The organism is Paenirhizobium cremeum, assembly GCF_047553425.1.
GTDB classification, from domain to species: Bacteria; Pseudomonadota; Alphaproteobacteria; order Rhizobiales; family Rhizobiaceae; genus Allorhizobium; species Allorhizobium cremeum.
On the sequence record NZ_CP180217.1, the window covers coordinates 398,573 to 419,668 of the forward strand.

The 21,096-nt window shown below is 61.8% G+C and carries 17 protein-coding genes; 5 read left to right on the forward strand and 12 right to left on the reverse strand.

The window, feature by feature from the left end:
- Nucleotides 1-67: 67 nt before the first annotated feature.
- Nucleotides 68-1,666 carry a GMC family oxidoreductase N-terminal domain-containing protein gene (locus tag ACLBKR_RS01900; RefSeq protein ID WP_113447978.1) on the forward strand — a complete coding sequence of 533 codons (1,599 nt, stop codon included), beginning with the start codon at nt 68-70 and terminating at the stop codon, nt 1,664-1,666.
- Between the two features lie 88 nt (nt 1,667-1,754).
- Nucleotides 1,755-2,285: a gluconokinase gene (locus tag ACLBKR_RS01905; RefSeq protein WP_414900406.1), complete on the forward strand. Its 531-nt coding sequence runs from the start codon at nt 1,755-1,757 to the stop codon at nt 2,283-2,285.
- A gap of 112 nt (nt 2,286-2,397) precedes the next feature.
- Here the strand turns inward: ACLBKR_RS01905 and aguB are convergent, their stop codons facing one another.
- The 4 genes from aguB to ACLBKR_RS01925 form a co-directional block, all read right to left on the reverse strand.
- Complete coding sequence (gene aguB / locus ACLBKR_RS01910) at nt 2,398-3,270, reverse strand: N-carbamoylputrescine amidase (RefSeq protein WP_113447976.1); 873 nt, start codon at nt 3,268-3,270, stop codon at nt 2,398-2,400.
- Between the two features lie 11 nt (nt 3,271-3,281).
- Complete coding sequence (locus ACLBKR_RS01915) at nt 3,282-4,589, reverse strand: NAD(P)/FAD-dependent oxidoreductase (protein WP_414900409.1); 1,308 nt, start codon at nt 4,587-4,589, stop codon at nt 3,282-3,284.
- Between the two features lie 3 nt (nt 4,590-4,592).
- Entirely contained in the window at nt 4,593-5,951 is a 1,359-nt protein-coding gene (locus tag ACLBKR_RS01920) for a glutamine synthetase family protein (protein WP_113339724.1), read from the reverse strand.
- Nucleotides 5,952-6,263: 312 nt separating this feature from the next.
- Nucleotides 6,264-7,517, reverse strand: a complete 1,254-nt coding sequence (locus ACLBKR_RS01925) for an NAD(P)/FAD-dependent oxidoreductase (RefSeq protein WP_113485873.1) — start codon at nt 7,515-7,517, stop codon at nt 6,264-6,266.
- A 39-nt stretch (nt 7,518-7,556) separates the two neighbouring features.
- Here ACLBKR_RS01925 and ACLBKR_RS01930 point away from each other — a divergent pair, with 39 nt between their 5' ends.
- Nucleotides 7,557-7,823: a hypothetical protein gene (locus tag ACLBKR_RS01930; protein WP_162708192.1), complete on the forward strand. Its 267-nt coding sequence runs from the start codon at nt 7,557-7,559 to the stop codon at nt 7,821-7,823.
- A gap of 129 nt (nt 7,824-7,952) precedes the next feature.
- Nucleotides 7,953-8,315 (forward strand): YbaN family protein, encoded by a 363-nt coding sequence (locus ACLBKR_RS01935; protein WP_112828362.1) that lies wholly within the window; start codon nt 7,953-7,955, stop codon nt 8,313-8,315.
- 18 nt (nt 8,316-8,333) lie between these two features.
- On the opposite strand, the gene ACLBKR_RS01940 is transcribed toward ACLBKR_RS01935, so the two are convergent.
- From ACLBKR_RS01940 to ACLBKR_RS01970, 7 genes are all read right to left on the reverse strand, one after another.
- A complete protein-coding gene (locus ACLBKR_RS01940) occupies nt 8,334-9,923 on the reverse strand; it encodes an MBL fold metallo-hydrolase (RefSeq protein WP_112828361.1) in 1,590 nt (529 codons plus the stop codon).
- Nucleotides 9,924-10,089: 166 nt separating this feature from the next.
- On the reverse strand, nt 10,090-11,715 hold the full coding sequence (locus tag ACLBKR_RS01945) for a GNAT family N-acetyltransferase (RefSeq protein WP_162708191.1): 1,626 nt from the start codon (nt 11,713-11,715) through the stop codon (nt 10,090-10,092).
- Between the two features lie 26 nt (nt 11,716-11,741).
- A complete protein-coding gene (locus tag ACLBKR_RS01950) occupies nt 11,742-12,233 on the reverse strand; it encodes a hypothetical protein (protein WP_112828360.1) in 492 nt (163 codons plus the stop codon).
- A 39-nt stretch (nt 12,234-12,272) separates the two neighbouring features.
- A complete protein-coding gene (locus ACLBKR_RS01955) occupies nt 12,273-13,622 on the reverse strand; it encodes an HlyD family type I secretion periplasmic adaptor subunit (RefSeq protein ID WP_113425952.1) in 1,350 nt (449 codons plus the stop codon).
- Nucleotides 13,623-13,627: 5 nt separating this feature from the next.
- The gene (locus tag ACLBKR_RS01960; RefSeq protein WP_414900414.1) at nt 13,628-16,216 is read right to left on the reverse strand and encodes a type I secretion system permease/ATPase; all 2,589 of its coding nucleotides are present in this window, start codon (nt 16,214-16,216) and stop codon (nt 13,628-13,630) included.
- A 22-nt stretch (nt 16,217-16,238) separates the two neighbouring features.
- Nucleotides 16,239-18,287, reverse strand: a complete 2,049-nt coding sequence (locus ACLBKR_RS01965) for a hypothetical protein (RefSeq protein ID WP_414900416.1) — start codon at nt 18,285-18,287, stop codon at nt 16,239-16,241.
- A 140-nt stretch (nt 18,288-18,427) separates the two neighbouring features.
- Nucleotides 18,428-19,417, reverse strand: a complete 990-nt coding sequence (locus ACLBKR_RS01970) for a fibrinogen-binding protein (RefSeq protein ID WP_414900418.1) — start codon at nt 19,415-19,417, stop codon at nt 18,428-18,430.
- Nucleotides 19,418-20,119: 702 nt separating this feature from the next.
- On the opposite strand from ACLBKR_RS01970, the gene ACLBKR_RS01975 reads away from it, so the two are divergent.
- On the forward strand, nt 20,120-20,890 hold the full coding sequence (locus ACLBKR_RS01975) for a helix-turn-helix transcriptional regulator (protein WP_113339729.1): 771 nt from the start codon (nt 20,120-20,122) through the stop codon (nt 20,888-20,890).
- A gap of 14 nt (nt 20,891-20,904) precedes the next feature.
- On the opposite strand, the gene ACLBKR_RS01980 is transcribed toward ACLBKR_RS01975, so the two are convergent.
- Nucleotides 20,905-21,096 (reverse strand): hypothetical protein, encoded by a 192-nt coding sequence (locus ACLBKR_RS01980; protein ID WP_113457820.1) that lies wholly within the window; start codon nt 21,094-21,096, stop codon nt 20,905-20,907.

The following is a 21,096-nucleotide window of genomic DNA, read 5'->3' on the forward strand; positions in this document are numbered from 1 at the left end:
ACGGAAGATAAACAGTCTTCCGCAGGCGTTCGGCCGAACGCAGGTGGCTTTGGGAGGGGCGCCTTCAATGTATGATTATGTCATCGCCGGCGGCGGGTCGGCGGGCTCCGTTCTGGCGTCACGGCTGAGTGAGGACCCGGATGTGAAGGTCTGTCTGATCGAGGCGGGAGGACTTGGGCGCGATCTCTTGCTGCGCGTTCCCTCAGGGGCGGCCGCCATCGTCCCCGGACGCATAAAAGGCCCGAACTGGTGCTTCGTCACCGAACCGCAACCGGGCCTGAACGGCAGGTGCGGCTTTCAGCCGCGGGGCAGGGGGCTCGGCGGATCGAGCCTCATCAACGCCATGCTCTATGTCCGCGGCCATGCCTCGGATTACGACGATTGGGCTGCGGCTGGATGCGACGGGTGGTCCTTCTCTGACGTGCTGCCCTATTTCACCCAATCGGAAAACAATATCCGCGGCGAAAATACGCTGCACGGCGCCAGCGGCCCCCTGCAGGTGAGCGATCCCGACTGGTCGCGGCCGATCAACCACGCGTTCATCGAGGCCGGCGAGTTACGCGGTTTCCGAAAGAACGACGACTTCAACGGAGCCGATCAGGAGGGGGTGGGCCTCTATCAGGCGACCCAGTTCTGGCAGGGACCGAAAAAGGGCGAGCGCTGTTCCGCCTCCGCCGCCTATCTGCACGATCATCTGGAGCGGGCAAACCTCACCGTCATCACCGGTGCCCGTGCGACACGCATTCTGATCGAGAACGGCAGGGCGACGGGAATCGTCTATCGGCAGGAACGCCGGGAAGAGACGGTCCACGCCGCGCGTGAGGTGATCGTTTCAGGCGGGGCGCTGCAGTCGCCGCAACTTTTGATGCTGTCGGGTATCGGTCCGGCCGATGAATTGCGGCGCCTCGGCATCGCCGTGGTGGCGGACCGTCCGGAGGTCGGCGCCAACCTGCAGGACCATCTGGACTACACGCTCGTCTACCGCTCCGACGACCCCGATATGATCGGCATCGGCCTGACCGGCATGCGCGACATGATGCGGGCATCAGGCGAGTGGCGGCGGCAGGGAACGGGTCTGCTGCGCTCGACCTTTGCGGAATCGGGCGCCTTCCTGAAGACCGACCCGGCGCTCGATCGCCCCGATATCCAACTGCATTTCGTCGTTGCCATGGTCGATGACCACGCACGGCGGCTGCATTTCGGATATGGCTATTCCTGCCATGTCTGCCTGCTGCGGCCCCATTCGCGCGGCCATGTCGGCCTGACGAGCGCCGATCCTCTCGCGCCACCTCTGATCGATCCGGCCTATCTCTCGGATGGGCGGGACATGGCCGGCATGATCGCCGGAGCGAGGGTGATGCGCGAGGTCATGGAGGCGGCTCCCCTGGATCGTTACCGCCGCAGCGAGCTTTACCCCGTCGGCAACTCGGACGGTGAGCTTGCCTCGGCGATCCGCGCCCGGGCCGATACCATCTATCATCCCGTCGGCACCTGCCGGATGGGGGCCGATGAGGCATCCGTCGTCGATCCGCAATTGCGGGTCCGGGGCGTCGAGGGTCTGCGAGTGGTGGACGCTTCCGTCATGCCGACCCTGATCGGCGGCAATACCAACGCGCCAGTCATCATGATGGCGGAGAAGATCGCGGCCTCCATTCGGGCGGCCTGAGGTTTCGCGGTTTTGGTCGGAGGCTTGGATTTCCCCTCCGGCGCGTCTAGTTTCCCCGCCGGTATTCATGTCGCAGGGAGGGGCCGGCTTGGCTGAGACGAAACTGAAAGTGCCGCTGGCGGTCATCGTCATGGGGGTCAGCGGCTGCGGCAAGTCGTCGGTCGGCGCCTTGCTAGCCGAACGGCTGGGCCTTGCCTTCATTGAGGGCGACGGTCTGCATCCCGCCGAAAACGTCGAGAAGATGGCGCAGGGAATTCCGCTGACGGACGAGGATCGCTGGCCTTGGCTGGAGACGATCGGGAGGCTGATGGCCGAGGCGCTCGATCGCGGCGAGGGGATCGTCGTCTCGTGTTCGGCGCTCAAAAAGATTTACCGCGACCGACTGCGGCAGGCGACATCCGGCAGGCTTTCTTTCGTTTATCTGGAGGGAGCGCCGGAACTGCTGCTGTCCCGCATGGGCGCGCGCACTGGCCATTTCATGCCTGTTTCGCTGCTGGAGAGCCAGCTGCGGACGCTCGAAGTCCCGACGGGTGAAGCGGGCGTGGTGACGGTCGATATAGATCGGAGCGTGGAGAACATTGTCGAAAATGCCATCCGAGGGCTGGCGCGGGAGACGTGAAAGCCTCCCTCCGCCTGCTGTTTTCCCTCCGTGTTTGCCGGCAGACAGCGGGCATGAACGGGAAGGGGCGCGCCCTCAAAGGCAGGAGACGCCTTGGCCTTATGTTGAAGGATCAGGCGCGACCGTCCATCGTCAGCAGCGGTTCGTAGAGTTCCGGCCGGCGGTCGCGGAAGAGGCCCCAGGCGGTGCGCTGCTTCGCAATGCCATCGAGATCGAAGGTGGCGGTGAGCACTGCCTCGCTTCTCCGGTCGGCCTCGGCGATCTTGGCGCCGGTCTGGTCGGCGATGAAGGACGAGCCGTAGAAGGTAAGCTCGGTGCCCTTGCGGCCCGGCTCTGTCCCGATCCGGTTGGAGGCGATGACCGGCACGACGTTTGCGGCGGCATGGCCCTGCATCACGCGCTGCCAGTGGTCGGCGCTGTCTATCGTGGGGTCCTGCGGTTCCGAGCCGATTGCGGTCGGATAGAACAAGAGTTCGGCGCCCTGAAGGGCCATGGCGCGGGCGGCCTCCGGAAACCACTGGTCCCAGCAGATGCCGACGCCGATCTTCGCGTGACGCGTCTGCCAGACACGGAAACCGGTATCGCCGGGCGAGAAATAGTATTTCTCCGTATAACCCGGACCATCGGGAATATGGCTCTTGCGGTAGAGGCCGAGCACCGCCCCGTCCGCATCGACGATGGCGACGCTGTTGAAATAGGTCTGTCCGGCCTTTTCGAAGAAGCTGACGGGCAGAACCACGTTCAGTTCAGCGGCAAGCTTCGCAAAATGCACAATCAGCGGATTGCCCTCGAAGGGTTTCGCCATGTCGAAGAATTCGGCGATCTGGTCCTGGCAGAAATAGGGAGCTTCGAACAGCTCCTGGATCAGGACGATCTGCGCGCCATCGGCCGCAGCCTTGCGGATCAGCTTCTCGGCCCGCTCGATATTGCCCTTGAGATCCCAGTTGCAGGCCATTTGGGTTGCCGCGACGGTAACGCTTGTCATGCCGGTCTCCTTTAGACGCCGAGCTTGTCGCGCAGGCCGTACCACCATGCGCCGAGAACGGTGAGCGGCACACGGAAGGTCTTGCCGCCGGGGAAGGGGAAGGCCGGCAGCGAGGCCCAGACGTCGAAACGCTCCGCGTGGCCGGCGACGGCCTCGCCGAGGATCTTGCCCAGCAGATGTGTGGTCGTCACGCCATGGCCGCTGTCGCCATGCGAGAAGTAGACGTTGTCGGCGAGCCTGCCCATATGAGGAATACGTGTGAGCGTCAGCGCGAAATTGCCGCTCCAGGCGAATTCGATCTTAGCATTGGCGAGCTGCGGGAAGGTCTTCAGCATGTTGGGCCGGATGACGCCGGTAAGGTTTGCCGGGTCCTGACCGCCATAGCCGATGCCGCCGCCATAGAGCAGCCGGTTGTCGGCGGTGCGGCGATAGTAATCAAGCACATAGTTGGCATCCTCGACACAGTAGTTGGCCGGCAGCAGTTCCTCGATCAGCTTCGGGTCGAGCTGTTCGGTCGCCATCACCTGCGAGGATACGGGCATCATCTTGTCGGTGATCTTCGGCAGCATGGCGCCGAGATAGGCATTGCCGCAGACGAGGACGTACTTCGCCTTGACGGAACCCTCGGCCGTGCGGACGACCGGATTGGCACCCATGTCGACGCCGGTGACGCGGGATTTCTCGAAGACGTGTCCACCCAGGCTCTCGAAGGCCGCAGCCTCGCCGAGCACGAGGTTGAGCGGGTGGATATGGCCACCGAAGCGGTCGATCATGCCGCCGACGTAACGGTCGGATTTCACGTATTTGCCGACGTCGGCCTTTGAGACCATCTCAAGGCCGGTATGGCCGTGCTTTTCCCAATTGGTCTTCACATGCGCCATCTCGCGCACCTGCTTGTCGGTGAAGGCGGCGAAGAAACCGCCATCGACGAGATCGCACTGGATGCCGTATTTCGCCACGCGTTCGCGAATGATGTTGCCGCCCTCGAGCGACATGGCACCGAGTTTCGCCGCCTTGTCCGGCCCGTAGCGCCTGGCGATCACCTCGAGGTCCCGGCTGTAGCCGTTGACGATCTGGCCGCCGTTGCGACCGGAGGCGCCGAAGCCGATGCGCTCGCCCTCGACGACGATTACCTTGAAGCCATTTTCCGCAAGCTGCAGCGCCGCCGAGATGCCGGTAAAGCCGGCGCCGATGACGCAGGCATCGGCGGTGTGTTCGCCCTTCAGGCTTTCGCGCACGCGCTTGTCGTTGGCGCTATGGGCATACCAGGAAGGGGCGTGGCCGGGATTGGTGGCGGAAGTTTGGTTCATGCTGGTCATGGGTCACACCGTGCGGATGTAGGCGTCATATTCGACATCGGTGACGCGCAGGGAGAATTCGGAGATTTCCTGCTGTTTGCAGGCTGTATAAAGGCTGCGATACTTCTGGCCGAGCGCCGCATAGGCAAAGCTGGACTTGGCGAAGCGCTGCACGGCGAGATCCCAGTTGGTCGGCAGGGGCTCGTGATTGATCGCGTGGTCGTCGCCGCTGATCGCGCCGCCCGGTGCGGTCTTTTCCTTCATGCCGGCAAGCGCCGCCGAAAGGATCATCGCCAGCACCAGATAGGGATTGGTGTCGGCGCCGGCGACGCGCTGCTCGATGCGGGTCGCGGGCTTTGAAGCCGTGATGACGCGCACAGCGGCGGATCGGTTGTCGAAGCCCCAGGAGGCGTAGGTCGGCGCATGCTCGGAGGGGCGCAGCCGGCGATAGGAGTTCTGGTGGGGTGCAAACACCGCCATGCTCTCGCCCATGTTCTCCAGAAGGCCGCCGACCGAATGCATCAGCGCGTCGGAAGGGCCGTCCTCGCCGACATAGATGTTGTGACCATGCTCGTCGAGGACCGAGAAATGGACATGCATGCCACTGCCGGCCTGCATGCCGTAAGGCTTGGCCATAAAGGTGGCGTCGAGATCGTTGACGCGGGCCACGCCCTTGACGATGCGTTTCAGGAGCACCGCATAATCGGCGGCGGCGAGCGCATCCGGCACATGGTTGAGATTGATTTCGTACTGGCCGGGGCCGTTTTCCCGCAGCGTCGTATCGGCCGGCACCCCTTGCGCGCGGGCGGCGGCCGAGATGCCGTAGAAGACTTCCTCGAAATCCTGCAATTCGGAGATTGACAGAACCTGCGTCTGGCCGGTGTGCCAGCGACCGTCGCGGGTATTCGGCGGCCGGACCGGATCGAGCGCCGAGCGGACGGGGTCGATCAGGTAGAATTCGAGTTCGGTCGCCACCACGGGGGTGAGCTTCAGCTTGGCGTAACGCTCCAGCACATTGGCGAGAACCTGCCGGGGGTCGGCGAAGAAGCCGGTGCCATCGGGGTTCTTCATCTGCAGGAGAACCTGCGCCGTCGGGCGCGACAGCCAGGTGACACGCGACAGCGTGCCGGGCACGGGAAAGCAGATGCCATCCGGATCGCCCGTGCCTTCCGCGAGGCCGGCGGAGTTGACGTCACGGCCCCAGACGTCGAGCGCATAGACCGAGCGCGGGATCGCCATGCCCTTGGTCAGCACGTCGAGTGCCCGCTCGCGCGGGATCCACTTTCCGCGAGGAACGCCGTTGACATCGATCACGAAGGCTTCCAGCACTTCGATATCGGGATTTTCTGCAAAAAAGGCTCGTGCGTAGCTGTCAATGTCCATGGGCCACCGGAAAATGAGAAACACTTCTGAGATCTGTCGGCATGCAAAACGCACGCGCGGTTGAAGATGCAGCGCTAACTGTGAGCGGTCTTCGCGTTATAGATCAAGAAACGTGCCATTCTCGTGCCGGTATTTCAGTGCCCCTCGACCGGTGGCGTTGGTGTCGCCTGTTTATTATCCGGTCCGCTGCTGTGATGCAGTTTTTGGTCAATTGACCGAAAATACCCTAGCATCGAAAAAGAGAGATTGCCAGCCCGTCCCGGCGATTTCGGCGGCACTTTTGTGCGCCGCCGAAGAATTGTGCATGTTTTGTCAGGGATTGAAGCGTTCGGGCCGCCATGCACTGATATCGATGAACGGTTTCTCGCCGGTCATCGCTTCGGCGATCAGACGGCCGGTTACCGGGCCGAGCGTCAGGCCGTGATGGGCGTGGCCGAAGGCGAACCAGAGGCCGTCATGGCGAGGCGCCTTGCCGATGATCGGCATCATGTCGGGCGTGCAGGGGCGTGCGCCCATCCAGGGTTCCGGATCGAGCGGTTCGGCGAGCGGGAAGATCGAGCGGGCGATCTTTTCTGCGCGGTCGATCTGCACCGGCGATTTCGGTGCATCGCGGAAGGCGAATTCGGCACCTGTGGTCAGGCGGATGCCCTTGTTCATCGGGGCGAGAAAATAGCCGCGCTCGTTGTCCATCGTCCAGTTGTTGAGCTTCGCCTTGCCGGCCGGGGCGTAATGCATGTGATAGCCGCGCTTGACGCCGACAAGGAAGTTGTAGCCGAGCTTCTGCGTCACGTCTTCGGACCATGGGCCGAGCGCCAGTACGACCTCGCCACCTTCAACCGGACCGTCGTCGGTCTTCACCTGCCAGCCCTTGGCTCCGGACTTGCGTGTGAGCGTCGTGGCGTCGCCCTTGACGAAGCGGCCGCCGAGGCTTTCGAAATATTTGAGATAGGCCATGGTCAGGCCGTGCGGGTCGAGCACCGACCATGGATCGGCCCACTTCAGCGCACCGGCGAAATCGCCTCTGAGGAAGGGTTCCTCCTTGGCCAGGTCCGCGTTAGAGAGTTCCACGAACTTGACGCCGTATTCTCGGCCCAGCCGTCCGGCTTCTGCGTATTCCGCATCCCGCTTGGCGCCGGTGCGGAAGATTTCCATCCAGCCGTCCTTGCGGATCAGGTGTTGCGCCCCGGCGGCTTCGATAAGATCGTTATGCTCGGTGATCGAGTTTTCGATGAGCGGCGCATAGGCACGGGCAATGGCGTCGTGCCGCACCTTGTTCGAATGCCACCAGTAGCGCGAGAGAAACGGCACCAGCTTCGGCATGGCGCGCATGTGATAATGCGCATCGATGCGATTGTTGAGGCCGTACCGCATGAGAAGGGTAAGGTCCTGCGGAAAGCCGTAGGGAACGACGCCTTCGCGCTGGATCAGACCGGCATTGCCGAAGGAGGTTTCCTCGCCGGCGCCACGCCGATCCACCAGAACCACCGACCTTCCGCGACGCGCCAGATGGATAGCGGTGGAAACGCCGACAATGCCGGCGCCGAGCACGATGGTATCTGCAGACATGTTACCTGAATTCCATTTCGATGACGATGAAACGGGAAGATGCTACCCGCTTTGGTGCGGCGCAAACGAAAAATTGCCACATTTCGTGAAATCGACCTTACCGTTGCAAATGGGGAACGTGGGGAACCGAGAGAAAAAGCGACTGCGATGCCGCGGCGCCGGCAGAAGCGGATTGACGGCAAAAACGCTGCCGTCGAGGCTTTGGGTTTCATGACGGGGCCGCCGGGGCTCGACTGGCAGGTGGGCGAATATCACGCATGGCTTTCCCGCGAAAGCATGGTAGCCAAGAGCCCCCGCACCTCTTAGCCGGAGAGTCGCAGCGCCAGTCCGATGAGGATGTGTCCCGGGTTCCAGGCGAGGTGACCGGCGGGTGTGCATGGCCGTTTCGACGAGTGAACAGTAGTTGCATTGAAACCTAGGACGGGAGTTCCGCCGATGCGGATCGTGATGTTGGCAATCGCATGGCTGATGGTGGCGATCGGTATTGTGGGCGTTTTCCTGCCCGTCCTGCCGACCACGCCCTTCATGATCCTCGCCGCAGGGCTTTTCGCCCGGTCATCGCCGCGTTTCGAGCGCTGGCTGCTCGAACATCCGAAATACGGCAAGCCGCTGACCGACTGGCGGCGCGAGGGCGCGATCTCGCGCAACGCCAAGATCGCCTCCGTTTCGCTGATGACGGCAAGCTACGCCATCGTCTGGTTCGCCGGCCCGCCGCAACTCTGGCTGAAACTGCTGGTCGGCGTCATTCTCGTCGCCTGCGCCGTCTTCGTCCTGTCCCGCCCGTCGCCCTCGCTCTGAGTGGCGATTCCTCTTCCGCTATTCGCTCAGCGCCCGGCGAAGCCGCCGGAGAATGACGCCGCGCGCCTTGTCGTCGGCCGCCTGCTTGAGTTCGTCCTGAAGATCGAGCACCAGCGATTGCAGATCGTTGTGCCAGTCCTTGTGGCCGGGTCGGGCGGGATCGATGCGCGGAGCCCTGATTTCGGAAATGTCGGCCGGTCCTCCTGCTGTCAGTTCGAAAGCGCTGTCGAGGCGCGGAATGAAGATCCGCTCCGGCGCAAGGAAGGCTGAAAGCCGTTCTCCCAGCCCGGCAAGCGCCATCTCTTCGCCATGCACGAGGAAAACGCCTGACGTGATCGGCAGCCGCTCCTTCACCCAGGCAGCAAGTTCCGGCCCGTCGGCGTGGCCGCTATAGATATCGAGGCGGCGGATGCGGGCGCGAACGGTGATTTCATCGCCCTGGATGCGCACCGTCTGCGCGCCCTCTTCGAGAATGCGGCCGAGAGTGCCGGCTGCCTGATAGCCGACCAGCAGGACGGTCGCCTCCTCGCGCCAGAGCCAGTTCTTCAGCCGGTGCCTGATGCGTCCGGCATCACACATGCCGCTGGCGGCGATCACGATATGGAAGCCGTGCATGTGATCGATGGCCTTGGATTGCTCGACCGTCTCGGTGAAGCGCACATTGCGCGCCTCCATGGCCTCGGCCAGCATCCGTCCGTTTTCCAGTTCGCGGGAATGGCGGCGGAAGATTTCGCTCGCCCGGGTGGCGAGCGGCGAATCGATAACGATCGGGCAGGTGGCGATTGCGCCCGTTTTCATCAGGTAGACGAGGTCGGCCAGCAGTTCCTGCGTACGTTCGACCGCAAAGGACGGGATCAGAAGCGCCCCGTTGATATTGGTCGCCGCCTTCACCTCGGCCTTTAGCGCCGCCCGCCGCGTCTGATCGGAGACATTGTCGCGGTCGGTGTCGCCATAGGTGCTTTCGCAGATGACATAGTCGAAACCCTCAGGCGCTTCAGGATCGAATTGCAGAAGCTTGTGGCTCGGACCGATATCGCCGGAAAAGAGCACCCGCAGTCGCTTGAAAGGTGTGTCGATCTCCATTTCGATGGATGCCGAGCCGAGCAGATGGCCGGCATTCCAGAAGCGGAAGCGTATCCCCTCGGCGGCCTGTTGCCAGCGTTCGAGTTCGACGGTGCGCATCAGCGTGACGGCGCGGGCGGCATCTTCCGCCGTATAGATCGGCTCGACGGTATCGCGGCCGCGACGCTGGTTGCGGCGATTGAGTTGTTCGACCTCGCTCTCCTGGATATGGGCGGAATCCGGCAGCATCACAGAGCAGAGATCGATCGTGCCGCGGGTGGCGAAGATCGGCCCGTCATATCCGACCTTCGTAAGCTTGGGCAGCAATCCCGAATGGTCGATATGCGCGTGGGTCAGGATCACCGCGTCGAGGGAGGAGGGCTCGAACGGAAAGGCGCGATAATTCAGCTCTTTCTCGCTCTTCGAACCCTGGAACATGCCGCAATCGACGAGCACGCGCGCACCGTCGTTTTCGACGAGAAAGCAGGAGCCGGTCACCGTGCCGGCGGCGCCATGGAAGCGGAGGACAGGGGAGGAAGGCTTCATATCGCGGCTCCGTGGATGGCCGGCTTTCAGCGCATCGCTGTCGCATTCCGGCCGGCCGCCGGTTGCTGCGATGGTAACCCGTGGGGCACCACATCAGTCATCCCGATATCGTCCGGCAGCGTCAAGCCTGCAGAGGCCGACCGCGATCTACGGTCGCATCGTCCGTTCAGTTCAGACGTGCGGGCATGTCTTCTCCGAAGCGCGCCAGGTCCGGATAGAAGGCCGGGTCCGGACGCGGCTCCATGGCGAAGGAAAGGCGCAGCAGCGCCGCACGGGCCTTCCCTGCAAAGACCTGCTGAGCATCGTCGCCGGGCCGGGTGCGGGCCGCCTCCGCCAGGACCGAGGCGGCTTCCGGCAGGCGTTTGTCCGCAAGAAGGGCGATCCCCCACTTGTAGCGGCCTTCCACATGCTGCGGTGCGCGCTCGCAAAGCGTGCGCAGCGTCTCTGCCGCCAGTCCGTAGCGCCGTGTGGCAAGATGCAATTCCCCGAGCCTGAGGAGGACCGGCACGGGATCGCGAAGCCGGGGGATCAGCGCCCGATAGGAGGTCTCCGCCGCGCTGAACTCGCCGCGTTCGAACAAAAGGTTGGCGAGGCCGAATTCGGCGCCCCGATGGTCTGGCATGGCGTCGAGGATCTGGCGGAAGGCCGTTTCCGCCTCCGCTTTCCTGCCGGAACGGTAAAAGTCGAGCCCACGCTCGTAAACGAAACGGACGCTGCGCGGATTGATGAGGCCGCCGGTATTCAGCCCGTTGCGCGTTCGAAACAGCGTGCAGGAAATACGCCTCTCCGTCACACCGAACATGTATTTGTAGGGCTCGTTGCCGCGCAGGAAGTCATAGGTGCGGAAACCCTCGGCGATTGCCTTGCGGATACAATAGCCATGGAGCACGAGGCCGGGAGAGGGAGTGGTCCAGCTTTCGTCGCGGCCGGTGATGTAGAACAGCACCGCCTTCTTCTGACGGTCGACGATGTTGGCGAGCGCACCGAGTGGCCGCTCGCCGTACCACAGAACCGGCACGTCGAGATTGCCGTCGGAAAAACAGTCCGTCAGCATCTCGCGCGACGACCGGATCAGTTTCTCGGTCTTGTCCTCTCCCTTGAACGGCGTCCACCGTGTCCGCCAGAAATCGAAGAGGATATCGAGGTCGCGTTCGACGGTTTCAGGCGTCGCCATGGTGATGCGATATTCGCCGCTGTTTTCGACCTTTCGCAGGAAGCGCCGGAGCTTCTGCCGGGTCTGGCTGCTCATGTGCTGCTCCAGGTAGCTGTCCCAGCTATCGGGCAGGTGGATGACGGGGCAGATGGTGTTGTCGATCCGCTGTTCGTTGCGCGGTACGTTGTTGCGGAACATCACGTCCGGTCCCTGCAGCGCAACGATCATCGCCTCGCGGCGTCCGGGCGGGCCGCTGAAATAATCGAGCTTGATCTGCATCCATCTTTCGTGCCTGAGGCCGGCGGCAAAGCCGGCGACCGCCTGCTTCTCATATTCCGGCCGGGTGATGAAACCGGTGTAGTCGGCAGCGAAATTGCCGGCCATGATGATCTCGTCGAAGAAGACGCCGTCCGCATTCGCCCTCGTCTGAAGGCGCAGCGGAAAGAAGGCGACATAGGGGGAACCCGGCGCGGCCTCCCGCAGCGCCAGGATGAACCAGCGCCGGCGTCGGGAGAGATAACGGTTCAGCCATGTCCAGGAGAGAAAATGCTGGGCATCCGGATCGGCCATGAACACCGCTTCCCAGTTTTCGCGGATGGCTGCGAAAGCCTCCGGTGTGTCGATGACGTCTATCCGCACCGTATTCCCCTCCTGAATTCCGGAAATCAGATCGAGCCTGCCAGATGCGGGCTTGCATGGATGAAAGCCCACAGAGCCTTGCTGATGTCGGTAATTTCGGCGATCGAGTTTTCGAGTTGCCGGATTTCCCTGTCGTCCATCTGCTCGACCTTGCCGTAGCGGATCTCGCTGTCGGTCTCGACCAGCCGCATGAGTTGGGTGCTGGAGATGTCGCCGCTTTCGTCGAACGAATAGATGCTGTGGTTGTACTTGTTGCGGACCTTGGCTTCCTTCTTGAGCCGCGCCATGGCGAGGAGCACGGCCTCCCGGTCGGCCTTCGAAGTGGAGCGGCGCTTGGCGAGCCGTTCCACCAGATCGATGCGCGCCCGGGTGGTGTTGAGCGTCAGGAAGACGATGATCGCCGCCTCCTTGTCGACCCCCAGAAGATGCGCGATGACATAGATCAGCAGGCTTTCGGTATTGGTCCAGACATAGTTCAGCCGGCCGACCCGCAACAAAACATCCGGCATGTTTCCCATGGTTTGGACCTCCAGGTCATTCGTAAGCGGCGGCTTTCCTCATTGTTCCTTGAATGCGCGTGACATGCTGTCGCTGATCGGTTTCGAGAGGTATTCGAAGAAGGTCCGCTCCGATGTCTGGATCAGCACGTCGGCCGGCATGCCCGGCACGGGATGGAAGCCATGGACCAGCGACAGCTGTTCGTCCGGCACCTCCACCCGCACGATGTAGACGTCCTTCTGGGCGCCGAGCGTGCCCTCCTCGATCGAGTCCGCCGAGACGTAGAATACCTTGCCCGTCAGCACCGGCGTGGTGCGGCGGTTGAGCGCCGAAAGCCTGATCGCTGCGGTCTGGCCCTCGCGCAGCTGATCGATCGAGGTACGCAATACCTGCGCCTCGATGATCAAGGGAACCCCGGCTGGCAGGATTTCCATGATCGGTTTGCCGGTGGTGATGACGCCGCCGGCGGTATGGTAATAGGAGCGCACGACGGTGCCGCTGACCGGCGAGCGGATGACCGTTCGCTCCAGCACCTCGGCTGCCTCGGTCATCTGTTCACGCACACTGTCGAGATCGGATTCCGCCGTTTCCAGGGCGTCGAGCGCCGCCTGCTTGTTGGAATTGACGGCGATGACGGCTTCCTGCTGGTATTTGGCGATCTGCGCCTGGTTCTCGTTCAGCTCGCCCTCAAGCCTTGCGAGATCGCCGAGCGCGTCGGCGATTGCCCGCTCCATGGCGAGGAGATCCATCTTGCGCAGATAGCCGACCTTGACGAGTTTGGCCTTGGAATCGCGCTCCTCCGTCAAGAGCGAAATCTGTCTTTCGAAGGATTCCTTCTGGCCCTGATAGCCCTTGTAGCGGAATTCCAGCGACTTGATGTTCTTTTCGATGAGGTTGAGCTGTTCCTCCAGCTTGACCTGCTTGCTGTGAAATATGACGTTCTGGCTCTGGATGATCGCGTTGACGTCCGGATCGCTTGCTTCCTTCATGACGATGTCGGGGATTTGGAGCTGCTTGGCGCCCTGGGCTTCGGCTTTGAGCCGCGCCACCACGGCCTCCAGCCGCAGCCGCCGCAGGGTAAGCGCCCTTTCGTTGGCCAGCGCCGCGGTCGGATCGAGAGTGACCAGAATGTCCCCCTCCTTGACCATGTCGCCTTCGCTGACACGCATTTCCCTGATGATCCCGCCCTCGAGATGCTGCACGATCTTGTTGCTGCCGGTCGCCACGAAGCTGCCCTGCGCGATGATCGCGGAAGCAAGTGGCGCTGTCGCCGCCCAGAAGCCGAAGCCGCCGAACGTGCTGAAGAGAACCGCAAGCCCGATCATGCTGTGCCGCCGGATTGAGCGCGGAACCTCGCTATACCATTCTACGGGTCCCTGGTCGGTTTTCGCTGAAACGCTGCGTGTCATGATCGTCACCTGTTGTCGATGCGCGGCGCATCGCGCTCGCCGCCGGCACTCTTGCTCAGGGCCTTGAGCACTTCGACGCGCTCGCCGAACATCGCGACCGAACCGTCCTTGAGCACGAGGATCTTGTCGACCACCTGCAGTAGAGCAGGGCGCTGGGTGATCGTGACCGTGGTGATGCCCTGCTTCTTCGCATGAATGAGCGCGCGGGCGAGCGCTGCCTCGCCCTGGGTATCGAGATTGGAGTTGGGCTCGTCGAGCACCACGAATTTCGGATCGCCGAAAAAGGCGCGGGCAAGGGCGATGCGCTGTTTCTGCCCGCCTGAAAGCGGCGCCCCGTCTGCGGCGACGACGGTTTCGTAGCCCTGCGGGAAACCGGCGATCAGTTCGTGGACGTCCGCCAGCATGGCCGCCTCGAAGATCTGGCGGTCGTCGACGTCGTCGCGCATGCGGCTGATATTCGCCTTGATGGTGCCGGGGAAAAGCTGCACGTCCTGCGGAAGGTAGCCGATGCTTTCGCCGAACTGCCGCTGGTCCCAGTTCCGGAGGTCCATCAGGTCGAGGCGCACATTGCCCGAAGTCGGCAGAATGGAGCCGACCAGCATCTTGCCGAGCGTCGTCTTGCCGGAGCCGGAATTGCCGATGATCGCAAGCGATTCCCCCTTGCGGAGAGAGAAGGAGATGCCGTTGAGGATGACCTTCTTCTGCGGCGGCGGCACGAAGAGGATCCGCTCGACATCGAGCCTTCCCTCGGGATTGGGCAGTCGAAGCCGGGGAAAGTTCAGCGGAGAATTCACCAGCAACTGCTTGATGCGGCCGTAAGCAGAGGCCGATTTGTTGAACTGGTTCCATCCCTCGATCGCGCCTTCGATCGGAGCAAGAGCCCGGCCGGAGATGATCGAGGCCGCGATCACCATCCCGCCGGTCAAATGCCCCGAAAGCGACAGATGGGCCCCCCAGCCAAGCAGGGCAATCTGCGTCATCATGCGGCAGGCCTTGGAGACGCCGGCGAACATGATGTTCCTGTCCTGTGCCGCGACATGCGACTTCAGCGAGCCGGCGGTCTCCTGCCCCCACATCCGGACTGCCTCGGGGATCATGGCGAGCGCATTGATGATCTGCGAATTGCGGGACATGGATTCGAGGTGGAAGTTCGCCCGGCTGGCAAAACCGTTGGCCTCCGCGAAATATCGCGCCGTAAAACGCTGGTTCAGGAAGGCGATGAAGAACAGCACCGCGCAGCAGCCGAGAATGATGAGGCCGAGATGCGGATGTACCAGATAAACCACCAGCACGAAGAGCGGCATCAGGGGCGCGTCGAGGAAGGCGATCAGCGTCCCCGAGGTCAGGAAACTGCGCAGTTGCTGCAGGTCCTGCAGGATCTGGTAGTCCTTGCCGGACCCGTGCAGCGAGGCCCTGGCGGCTGCGCTGAGGATGGGGGCGCCAAGCTGCACCTCCAGTTCGACGGCCGTGCGCATGAGGATGAAGCGGCGGATGGCGTCGAGGAAAGCCTGCAGCAGGACGGCGCCGACGACAGCGACGGTCAGCATGATGAGCGTGTCCATCGAGCGGCTGGTGAGCACCCGGTCGGAAATCTGGAACAGGTAGAGCGGGATGGCGAGAAGCAGCACGTTGATGGCAACGGTGAACACCATCACGATCAGCATGTTGCGCCGGACGGCTGCGATGCCCTTGGCGAGACTTGCGGCGAAATTCACCGGACCGCTGCGTTTATGGAAGCCGGCGTGACCGCCGCTGCCGCCGCCGCCATTGCCGCCGCCGTCCGGTTCCTTGCCGTTGCCGCCTCCGCCGCCGGAGGGACGCCGTTCGTTTTCCCGGACAGGGCCGCGGTTATTTTCGATCGTCTTGCCGAACGGCTTGTCCGGCAAGGGCTTGCCGTCGATTTCCCGGACCGGCTGCTCGCGTCGGGCCACCGTTTCGGCTGTGGTCGGCACGACCTTTGCGGCCGTTGACGAGACGGCCGCCCCGCTTTTGTTCTCATTATTTTGAGCAGGGGCGGCCGCCCGTCCGGCGGACCTGTCTGGTGCCGCAGCCGCGGTGTCCGGCGGCACCGTTCGAGCAGTTGCCTGCGGCCCCCTGGAGGCGGGACCGTCCGGTTTCGCGACTGCGGCCTCTGTGGCGGCAGTCTGCCGCATGGAGGGCTGGAAGGCGGCGTCATCGAGACGCTTCAGGTTCTCGATAACATCTTTGATCGTCGGGATGGCCGCCGCCGGCTGCTGGGGCGGCGTCCGTGCCGGAGGAACTGCGACCCGCATGTCGCCGGTTCCGATCCGATCGACGGCAGCGGGAGGCGGGCCGGCAGGCCGTGCCGGGCTGTCCGGCTGCGGCCGGACGAAGGCCTTCGGCATTTCGCTCGCCGTTCTTTCGACAACCGGTTGGGGCGGTTCCAGCCTCTCCGCAAGTTGCGTGGTCGAGACCGTCAGTTTCTTCAGGTTATCGATCACGTCATCGATCGCCGAGATGCATGCATCCGTCAGGCCCGCATCCTCCTTGCCGGCCGGTAAGGCCGGTTGCGCGTCCTTGCCAAGCTCGATCGCCTCGCTTTTCGACAGTTCCTCTTTCGATACGTGGTTCATTGCGTCCCCCAGGGATTGGCGTTCAGGCGATTACGGTCTGCATCACGTCCGCCGGACTTGCGCCCGGCCCGCAAAGATCGCCGCCTGAATTGAAGATTGCGTCATCCGTGTCGGGGGTCACGGGATCGTCATCGAGAAAGGCGAGGATTTCGTTGGCGAGCTGGTTGTTCAACGGCTGCGGCTGCGTCGTGTCGTTTTCCACCAGCCCTCCCTGAATGAGAATGGCATCGGAATAGGTCTGCCCCGCCACATAGGTCGTTCCGCCGAAGCTGTCGTAGTCGATGACCTGAGCGATATTCGCCACCGTGTTGCTGCCGGTATCGATGATGACCGATGCGTTCTCGTTGTTGGCGAGCAACTCGGAAGCCACCTGCGTGACGCTGTCGGCGTCACCGAGAATGCTGACCTGCTTTATGTAGGTCACGTCGTAGAGATTGCCGGTGATGTAGAGCACGTTCAGCCATTCGTATCCGGCGAAATTGGTGTCGCCGGCCAGAGTCTCCGGCATGTCCGGATCGCCAGCTTCGATCGCCTGCTGCGATTGCTGCATGTGGTCCGGCATCGTCTCGAAACGGTCATTGGCCCCGACATTCTGGATCGAAGCCTGGTTCCAGAGAAGGTTGTTTCCGGTCTGCGTCTCGACGCCATCGGGAAGCGTGCCGTCGCCCCCGATCCTGTCGTTGTCGTAGAGGATTGCGAGCTGGCTGATGATGTTCATGTCCAGCACATTGCCGCCGACGATGACGAGATCGTATTGCTGGCTTATCCCGAGATAGGCGGTAAGGTTGAAGACCGCATTGCCGCCCACCAGCACCGAGGTCTCGCAGCCGGTCGTCGTGACCACCATCTGGTCGTTGTCGGTGACGAAATTGTATTGCTCGATCCACTGCACGAAACAGACATCGCCTTCGATGACGCTCACGCGCCAGTCCGAGGGATAGACGGGGTCTTCGCCCTGGCCGTCGTCCGCCTGATTTTCGCTCGTTTCTCCGAAGGTCGTACGGTCGAAGACGCCGATATTCATCGCGACCGTCGGTGCCTGCTCGCCCGCGCCGTCCTCGCCTTTCCCGCATCCCGTCGGGATATAGTCGTTGTTGTCGTTGTCGGAATAGACATAGGCCTGCGTGATGACATCGACCTGATGGTAATTGCCCATGACGCTCATCACAGGCGTAATCACACCCGTCGTGGTCACGCTCGCGACGTTGGCGACGACATTGGCGCCGGCGGCGACGGTCAGAACGTTTTCCGGACCGGCCTGTTCGAGCGGCGTCTCGCTCGGCTCCGGCTCCTCCGGCTGGTCCGCGATGCCGCGGTCGGGCATGTGATCGTCCAGTGCCGGAGCCTCGTCCGTCAGGACGCCGTTGACGTAGGTGCCCTGAATATCGTTGCCCGCGATCACGAAATCGACTTCCGCATCCTCGGTCAACGAGGTGGTGTCGTTGGCGAGCAGGCCCTCGTTGAATTCGTGGACTTCCTGCGCCATCTGCTGCAGGTTTTCATAGGTGTCGGTACGGTCGAAATCCGCAAATGGCGTGAAGACGTCCGCTGCGTTTGCGAATTCGGCCAGCCGTTCGGTGACGTAGCCGGTGTCCAGGCGTTCGTGCTCCTGGCCGGTCATGTTCAGATAGTCATCGTCGAAAAGCAGGTTGACCTGGGAAATGTGGGATATCGCGGACCCGGGGCCCGGATAGACCGCGAGACGTTCTTCCGGCATCTCCATCGGGATGGTCGGGTCGGCCTGGTCTATGCGCGGCAGCCTGTAACCTCCCGACAGGCCGTCATCCAGGTCGCGCAGAAGCTGTTGCGGATCGGGATCGAACGGCGCCCGGCCCCCGACATCGAACAGGCGATAATCGCCATCCCTGTAGGTGACGTCGGGATCGAACCCTCTCAGCACGAGTTGCGATGCGAAGTCCGGATCGAGGGCCTCGAGTTCCGGCGGCGGCGGCGGGTCCTCGCCATGAACTTTGCCTTCGGTGTAGCCGATGCGCAGCCGCGCCTCGTCTATCACGCTGTCGAAATGCCCGATGAAATGGGCGATGATGTCGGAAATCCTGTCCGCCTGCATGGCCGCCTCCCTTTACTCACGCCCTCCAGCATGCGTCCGTGCGTTTCGGCGCATCTCTTGCATCCGCTGGTGAGCCTCAAGCCGTTGAGACTGCACCGGCCACGACCGGTGCAGTCCTTTCCTGTCTTGGGGGAGAGCAGTTAAGCGCCGGACGAATCCTCGCCGATGTCGGTGACGTTCGAATTGCCGCCGATGACGCTGCTGTCGATGGTGTTGGACAGCATGTTGGCGCCCTGGACGAATTCGAAGTGGAAGCCCGAATTGGCGAGGATCGCGGAGGCATCGGCCGTGCTGGCGCCGCTGACGTCGTCGCTGGCCCTGAGGTCCCAGCCCTTGGCGTCGAGTTCCATGCCCTCGCTGCTGTCGGCGGTGCCGCCGGTTGCCGAGAGGAAGTTCTGGGCTCCGCCATTCTGCATGCTGACTTCCCAGGCGGTATCCTGGTCGGCGAGGTGGCTCGCCTGGACCGCACTGAAGCCGCTGTCGTTGCCGACGCCATTCAGGGAATTGTTCAGGATGTTGTCGACGTTGAGCGAGAACGAGAAGTCGTCGCCGATATCGAAGGTCAGGTCGCCACCGGCGATGCCGAGATTGCCGAAGTCGTGGACGTTGTCGAGCTGGCCGAAATCGTCATCGGACGAATTGAAGCTGTCGCTCGTGGTGATGTTGAAGCTGTCCGTCGTCGTCTTGATGTCGGTCTCGGTTTCCGTGACCGTCTTGATGTCGGTGTCGATATCCGTTTCGGTGTTGGAGTAGGACTTGCTGTCATAGCTCCAGTCGTAGTCGGAGGAATTGTAGCTGTCCGTCACGGTTTTGGTGTCGTTGTCCGTGATGGTCTTGATGTCGGTTTCGGTTTCGGTGTTCGAATAGGACTTGCTGTCGTAGCTCCAGTCATATTCGTTGTCGCGATTGTTGCCGTTGTCGGCCGCGACATCCACGTCGATCTTGGAATCGACGTCTACATCGACGCTGTTGTCGGTATTGTCACGGTTGTCGCCGTTGGCGACGCCGCCGACATAGCCGGTCGACCCCTCATCGACCTCGGTTGAGTTGATCGCGCTGTTGGCAAAGCCGTCAGCCAGAGCGCCGACATTGGTCTCCTCGGAGCCCTTCGGATCATAGTCGTGGGACATTTCCATTCCTCCAAAAAAAATGGAGCAGCACTCGAAAATCCCTCTCATCTCAAATGGGATCTGTTTCGCGCTTGCTCCGTATTGTTGTGTGCAGTGGGTATACGAACTACGTTTTATCCACCGTGGCTAAGTCGTTTTCGGGATGTATCTATCCTGAAGACGTATTCTCCCCGTCCCGAAATGCGAATACATTTCGAAATCGTTCCTGTTTTGAGTTTTGTTTATTGATCGGAAGAGAGAAATTGCAGGAATTCTTACAAAGTACCCGTGAATGCCGTCGATTTTTCCTCCCGACGATCAAAATCAACAGGAAAACGGGCGGCGTTCATAGCCACGAAATGGGATTAGTCACAAATGCCGGATGCTCCCGAAGACCCCGTTGATGGCCGGCGTTGGCGTCAGGCGTTTTCGGAGGGCTTTGGAAATCCGTTAAAATTTCACTAAAAAGCAGGGGGTAATACTGAAGGGCGTCATGGACGCAAAACCTGTGGAGAAGGCCCGAATGTGCCCAAAAAAGTCGCGTTTTGCCCGCGTTTGTGGTTTTTTTGACGCGGAATAACCCAAAATGGTCATTTCCAATCCCTGTTTTTCGCACTAACATAATTAACTAATAGTTAAAAGACGAAGGGGTGTTGGGGGCCAACAGCGGCTCTCCCGAGGTTCTACATGTAGCGCGTAAGTTAACGCCAAGGGGAGGCATGTATGTTTATGACAGAGTCACATATAAGTGATACCGCACGTCATATGCCGGGGGTAATGCAAGAAAATACAATACTGATGATAGCGAAGCAGGACTTGCTCGCAGAATGCCTCGCAGAGGTTCTTTCTAGAAAATTCCCAAATCATAACATTATTGTTCGGCAAGGTATCCAGGATATAAAGGATTATGAAGGCGACGGGGCAAATTTGATCTTGCTCTATCGTTTGTCCACCGTAGATATACAGGAAGTTCTTCAGCGCCTGCAGCCGAGCAAGGGTGACACATCGGTGGGCATCGTCGTCGAGGCCGTCGGCCAGCTCGACCCATATTTTCGCACTCTGGCGGAAGCCCGAACAATTGATGGGATTTTGCCGCTCAACTTGCGGCTGGATGTCTTTCTCGCCGCTGTAGACCTTCTTGCAAAGGGTGGCGAGCATTTTCCATCCGCACTTCTGCAGCGGCTGAGCAGCGACGCTCCCCTGGTGGAGGCCTCCTTCGAAAGCGGTCTCGTCAAGGCAGCGAGATCCAACACGCTTACCTTGCCGAACGGCGACATGGCGGCGCTCACGACGCGCGAGGTGCAGATCCTCGATCTGATCTGCGAGGGGACGCAAAACAAGATCATCGCCGATCGTCTCAACCTTTCGGAAAATACCGTGAAGGTTCATATCCGCAATATTTATAAGAAGATGCACGTGCGCAACCGTACGGAGGCGGCGTCCCGGTTCTTCAACAATGATCGGGGTGGCGGTTCAAGCAGGCGTCAGAACTGATCCTGCCGGTCGTCTCAGCGCAGGAAGCAGCGTGACTTCTGGCCGAAGCCACTCGGGGAGCAGATATAAGGCGCGGAACCGAGATAGGCGGTTCTGGTTGCTCGGGCCGGTTGCGTGTTGATGACGTCATCGGCAACGGTCTTCCGTCCGCTGCGGATATCGCCGTAGCCATAGGCCGTCGCGTCCGAGGCCGTCCTGCGGACCAT

Excerpts from the sequence above, each read along its gene's own strand:
- ACLBKR_RS01960 (WP_414900414.1), bottom strand. The coding sequence starts at position 16,216 with ATGAACCACGTATCGAAAGAGGAACTGTCGAAAAGCGAGGCGATCGAG.
- ACLBKR_RS01915 (WP_414900409.1), bottom strand. The coding sequence starts at position 4,589 with ATGACCAGCATGAACCAAACTTCCGCCACCAATCCCGGCCACGCCCCT.
- ACLBKR_RS01935 (WP_112828362.1), top strand. The coding sequence starts at position 7,953 with ATGCGGATCGTGATGTTGGCAATCGCATGGCTGATGGTGGCGATCGGT.
- ACLBKR_RS01930 (WP_162708192.1), top strand. The coding sequence starts at position 7,557 with ATGCTACCCGCTTTGGTGCGGCGCAAACGAAAAATTGCCACATTTCGT.
- ACLBKR_RS01980 (WP_113457820.1), bottom strand. The coding sequence starts at position 21,096 with ATGGTCCGCAGGACGGCCTCGGACGCGACGGCCTATGGCTACGGCGAT.
- ACLBKR_RS01955 (WP_113425952.1), bottom strand. The coding sequence starts at position 13,622 with ATGACACGCAGCGTTTCAGCGAAAACCGACCAGGGACCCGTAGAATGG.
- ACLBKR_RS01920 (WP_113339724.1), bottom strand. The coding sequence starts at position 5,951 with ATGGACATTGACAGCTACGCACGAGCCTTTTTTGCAGAAAATCCCGAT.
- ACLBKR_RS01900 (WP_113447978.1), top strand. The coding sequence starts at position 68 with ATGTATGATTATGTCATCGCCGGCGGCGGGTCGGCGGGCTCCGTTCTG.
- ACLBKR_RS01965 (WP_414900416.1), bottom strand. The coding sequence starts at position 18,287 with ATGCAGGCGGACAGGATTTCCGACATCATCGCCCATTTCATCGGGCAT.
- ACLBKR_RS01950 (WP_112828360.1), bottom strand. The coding sequence starts at position 12,233 with ATGGGAAACATGCCGGATGTTTTGTTGCGGGTCGGCCGGCTGAACTAT.
- ACLBKR_RS01925 (WP_113485873.1), bottom strand. The coding sequence starts at position 7,517 with ATGTCTGCAGATACCATCGTGCTCGGCGCCGGCATTGTCGGCGTTTCC.
- ACLBKR_RS01940 (WP_112828361.1), bottom strand. The coding sequence starts at position 9,923 with ATGAAGCCTTCCTCCCCTGTCCTCCGCTTCCATGGCGCCGCCGGCACG.
- ACLBKR_RS01970 (WP_414900418.1), bottom strand. The coding sequence starts at position 19,417 with ATGTCCCACGACTATGATCCGAAGGGCTCCGAGGAGACCAATGTCGGC.
- ACLBKR_RS01975 (WP_113339729.1), top strand. The coding sequence starts at position 20,120 with ATGTTTATGACAGAGTCACATATAAGTGATACCGCACGTCATATGCCG.
- aguB (WP_113447976.1), bottom strand. The coding sequence starts at position 3,270 with ATGACAAGCGTTACCGTCGCGGCAACCCAAATGGCCTGCAACTGGGAT.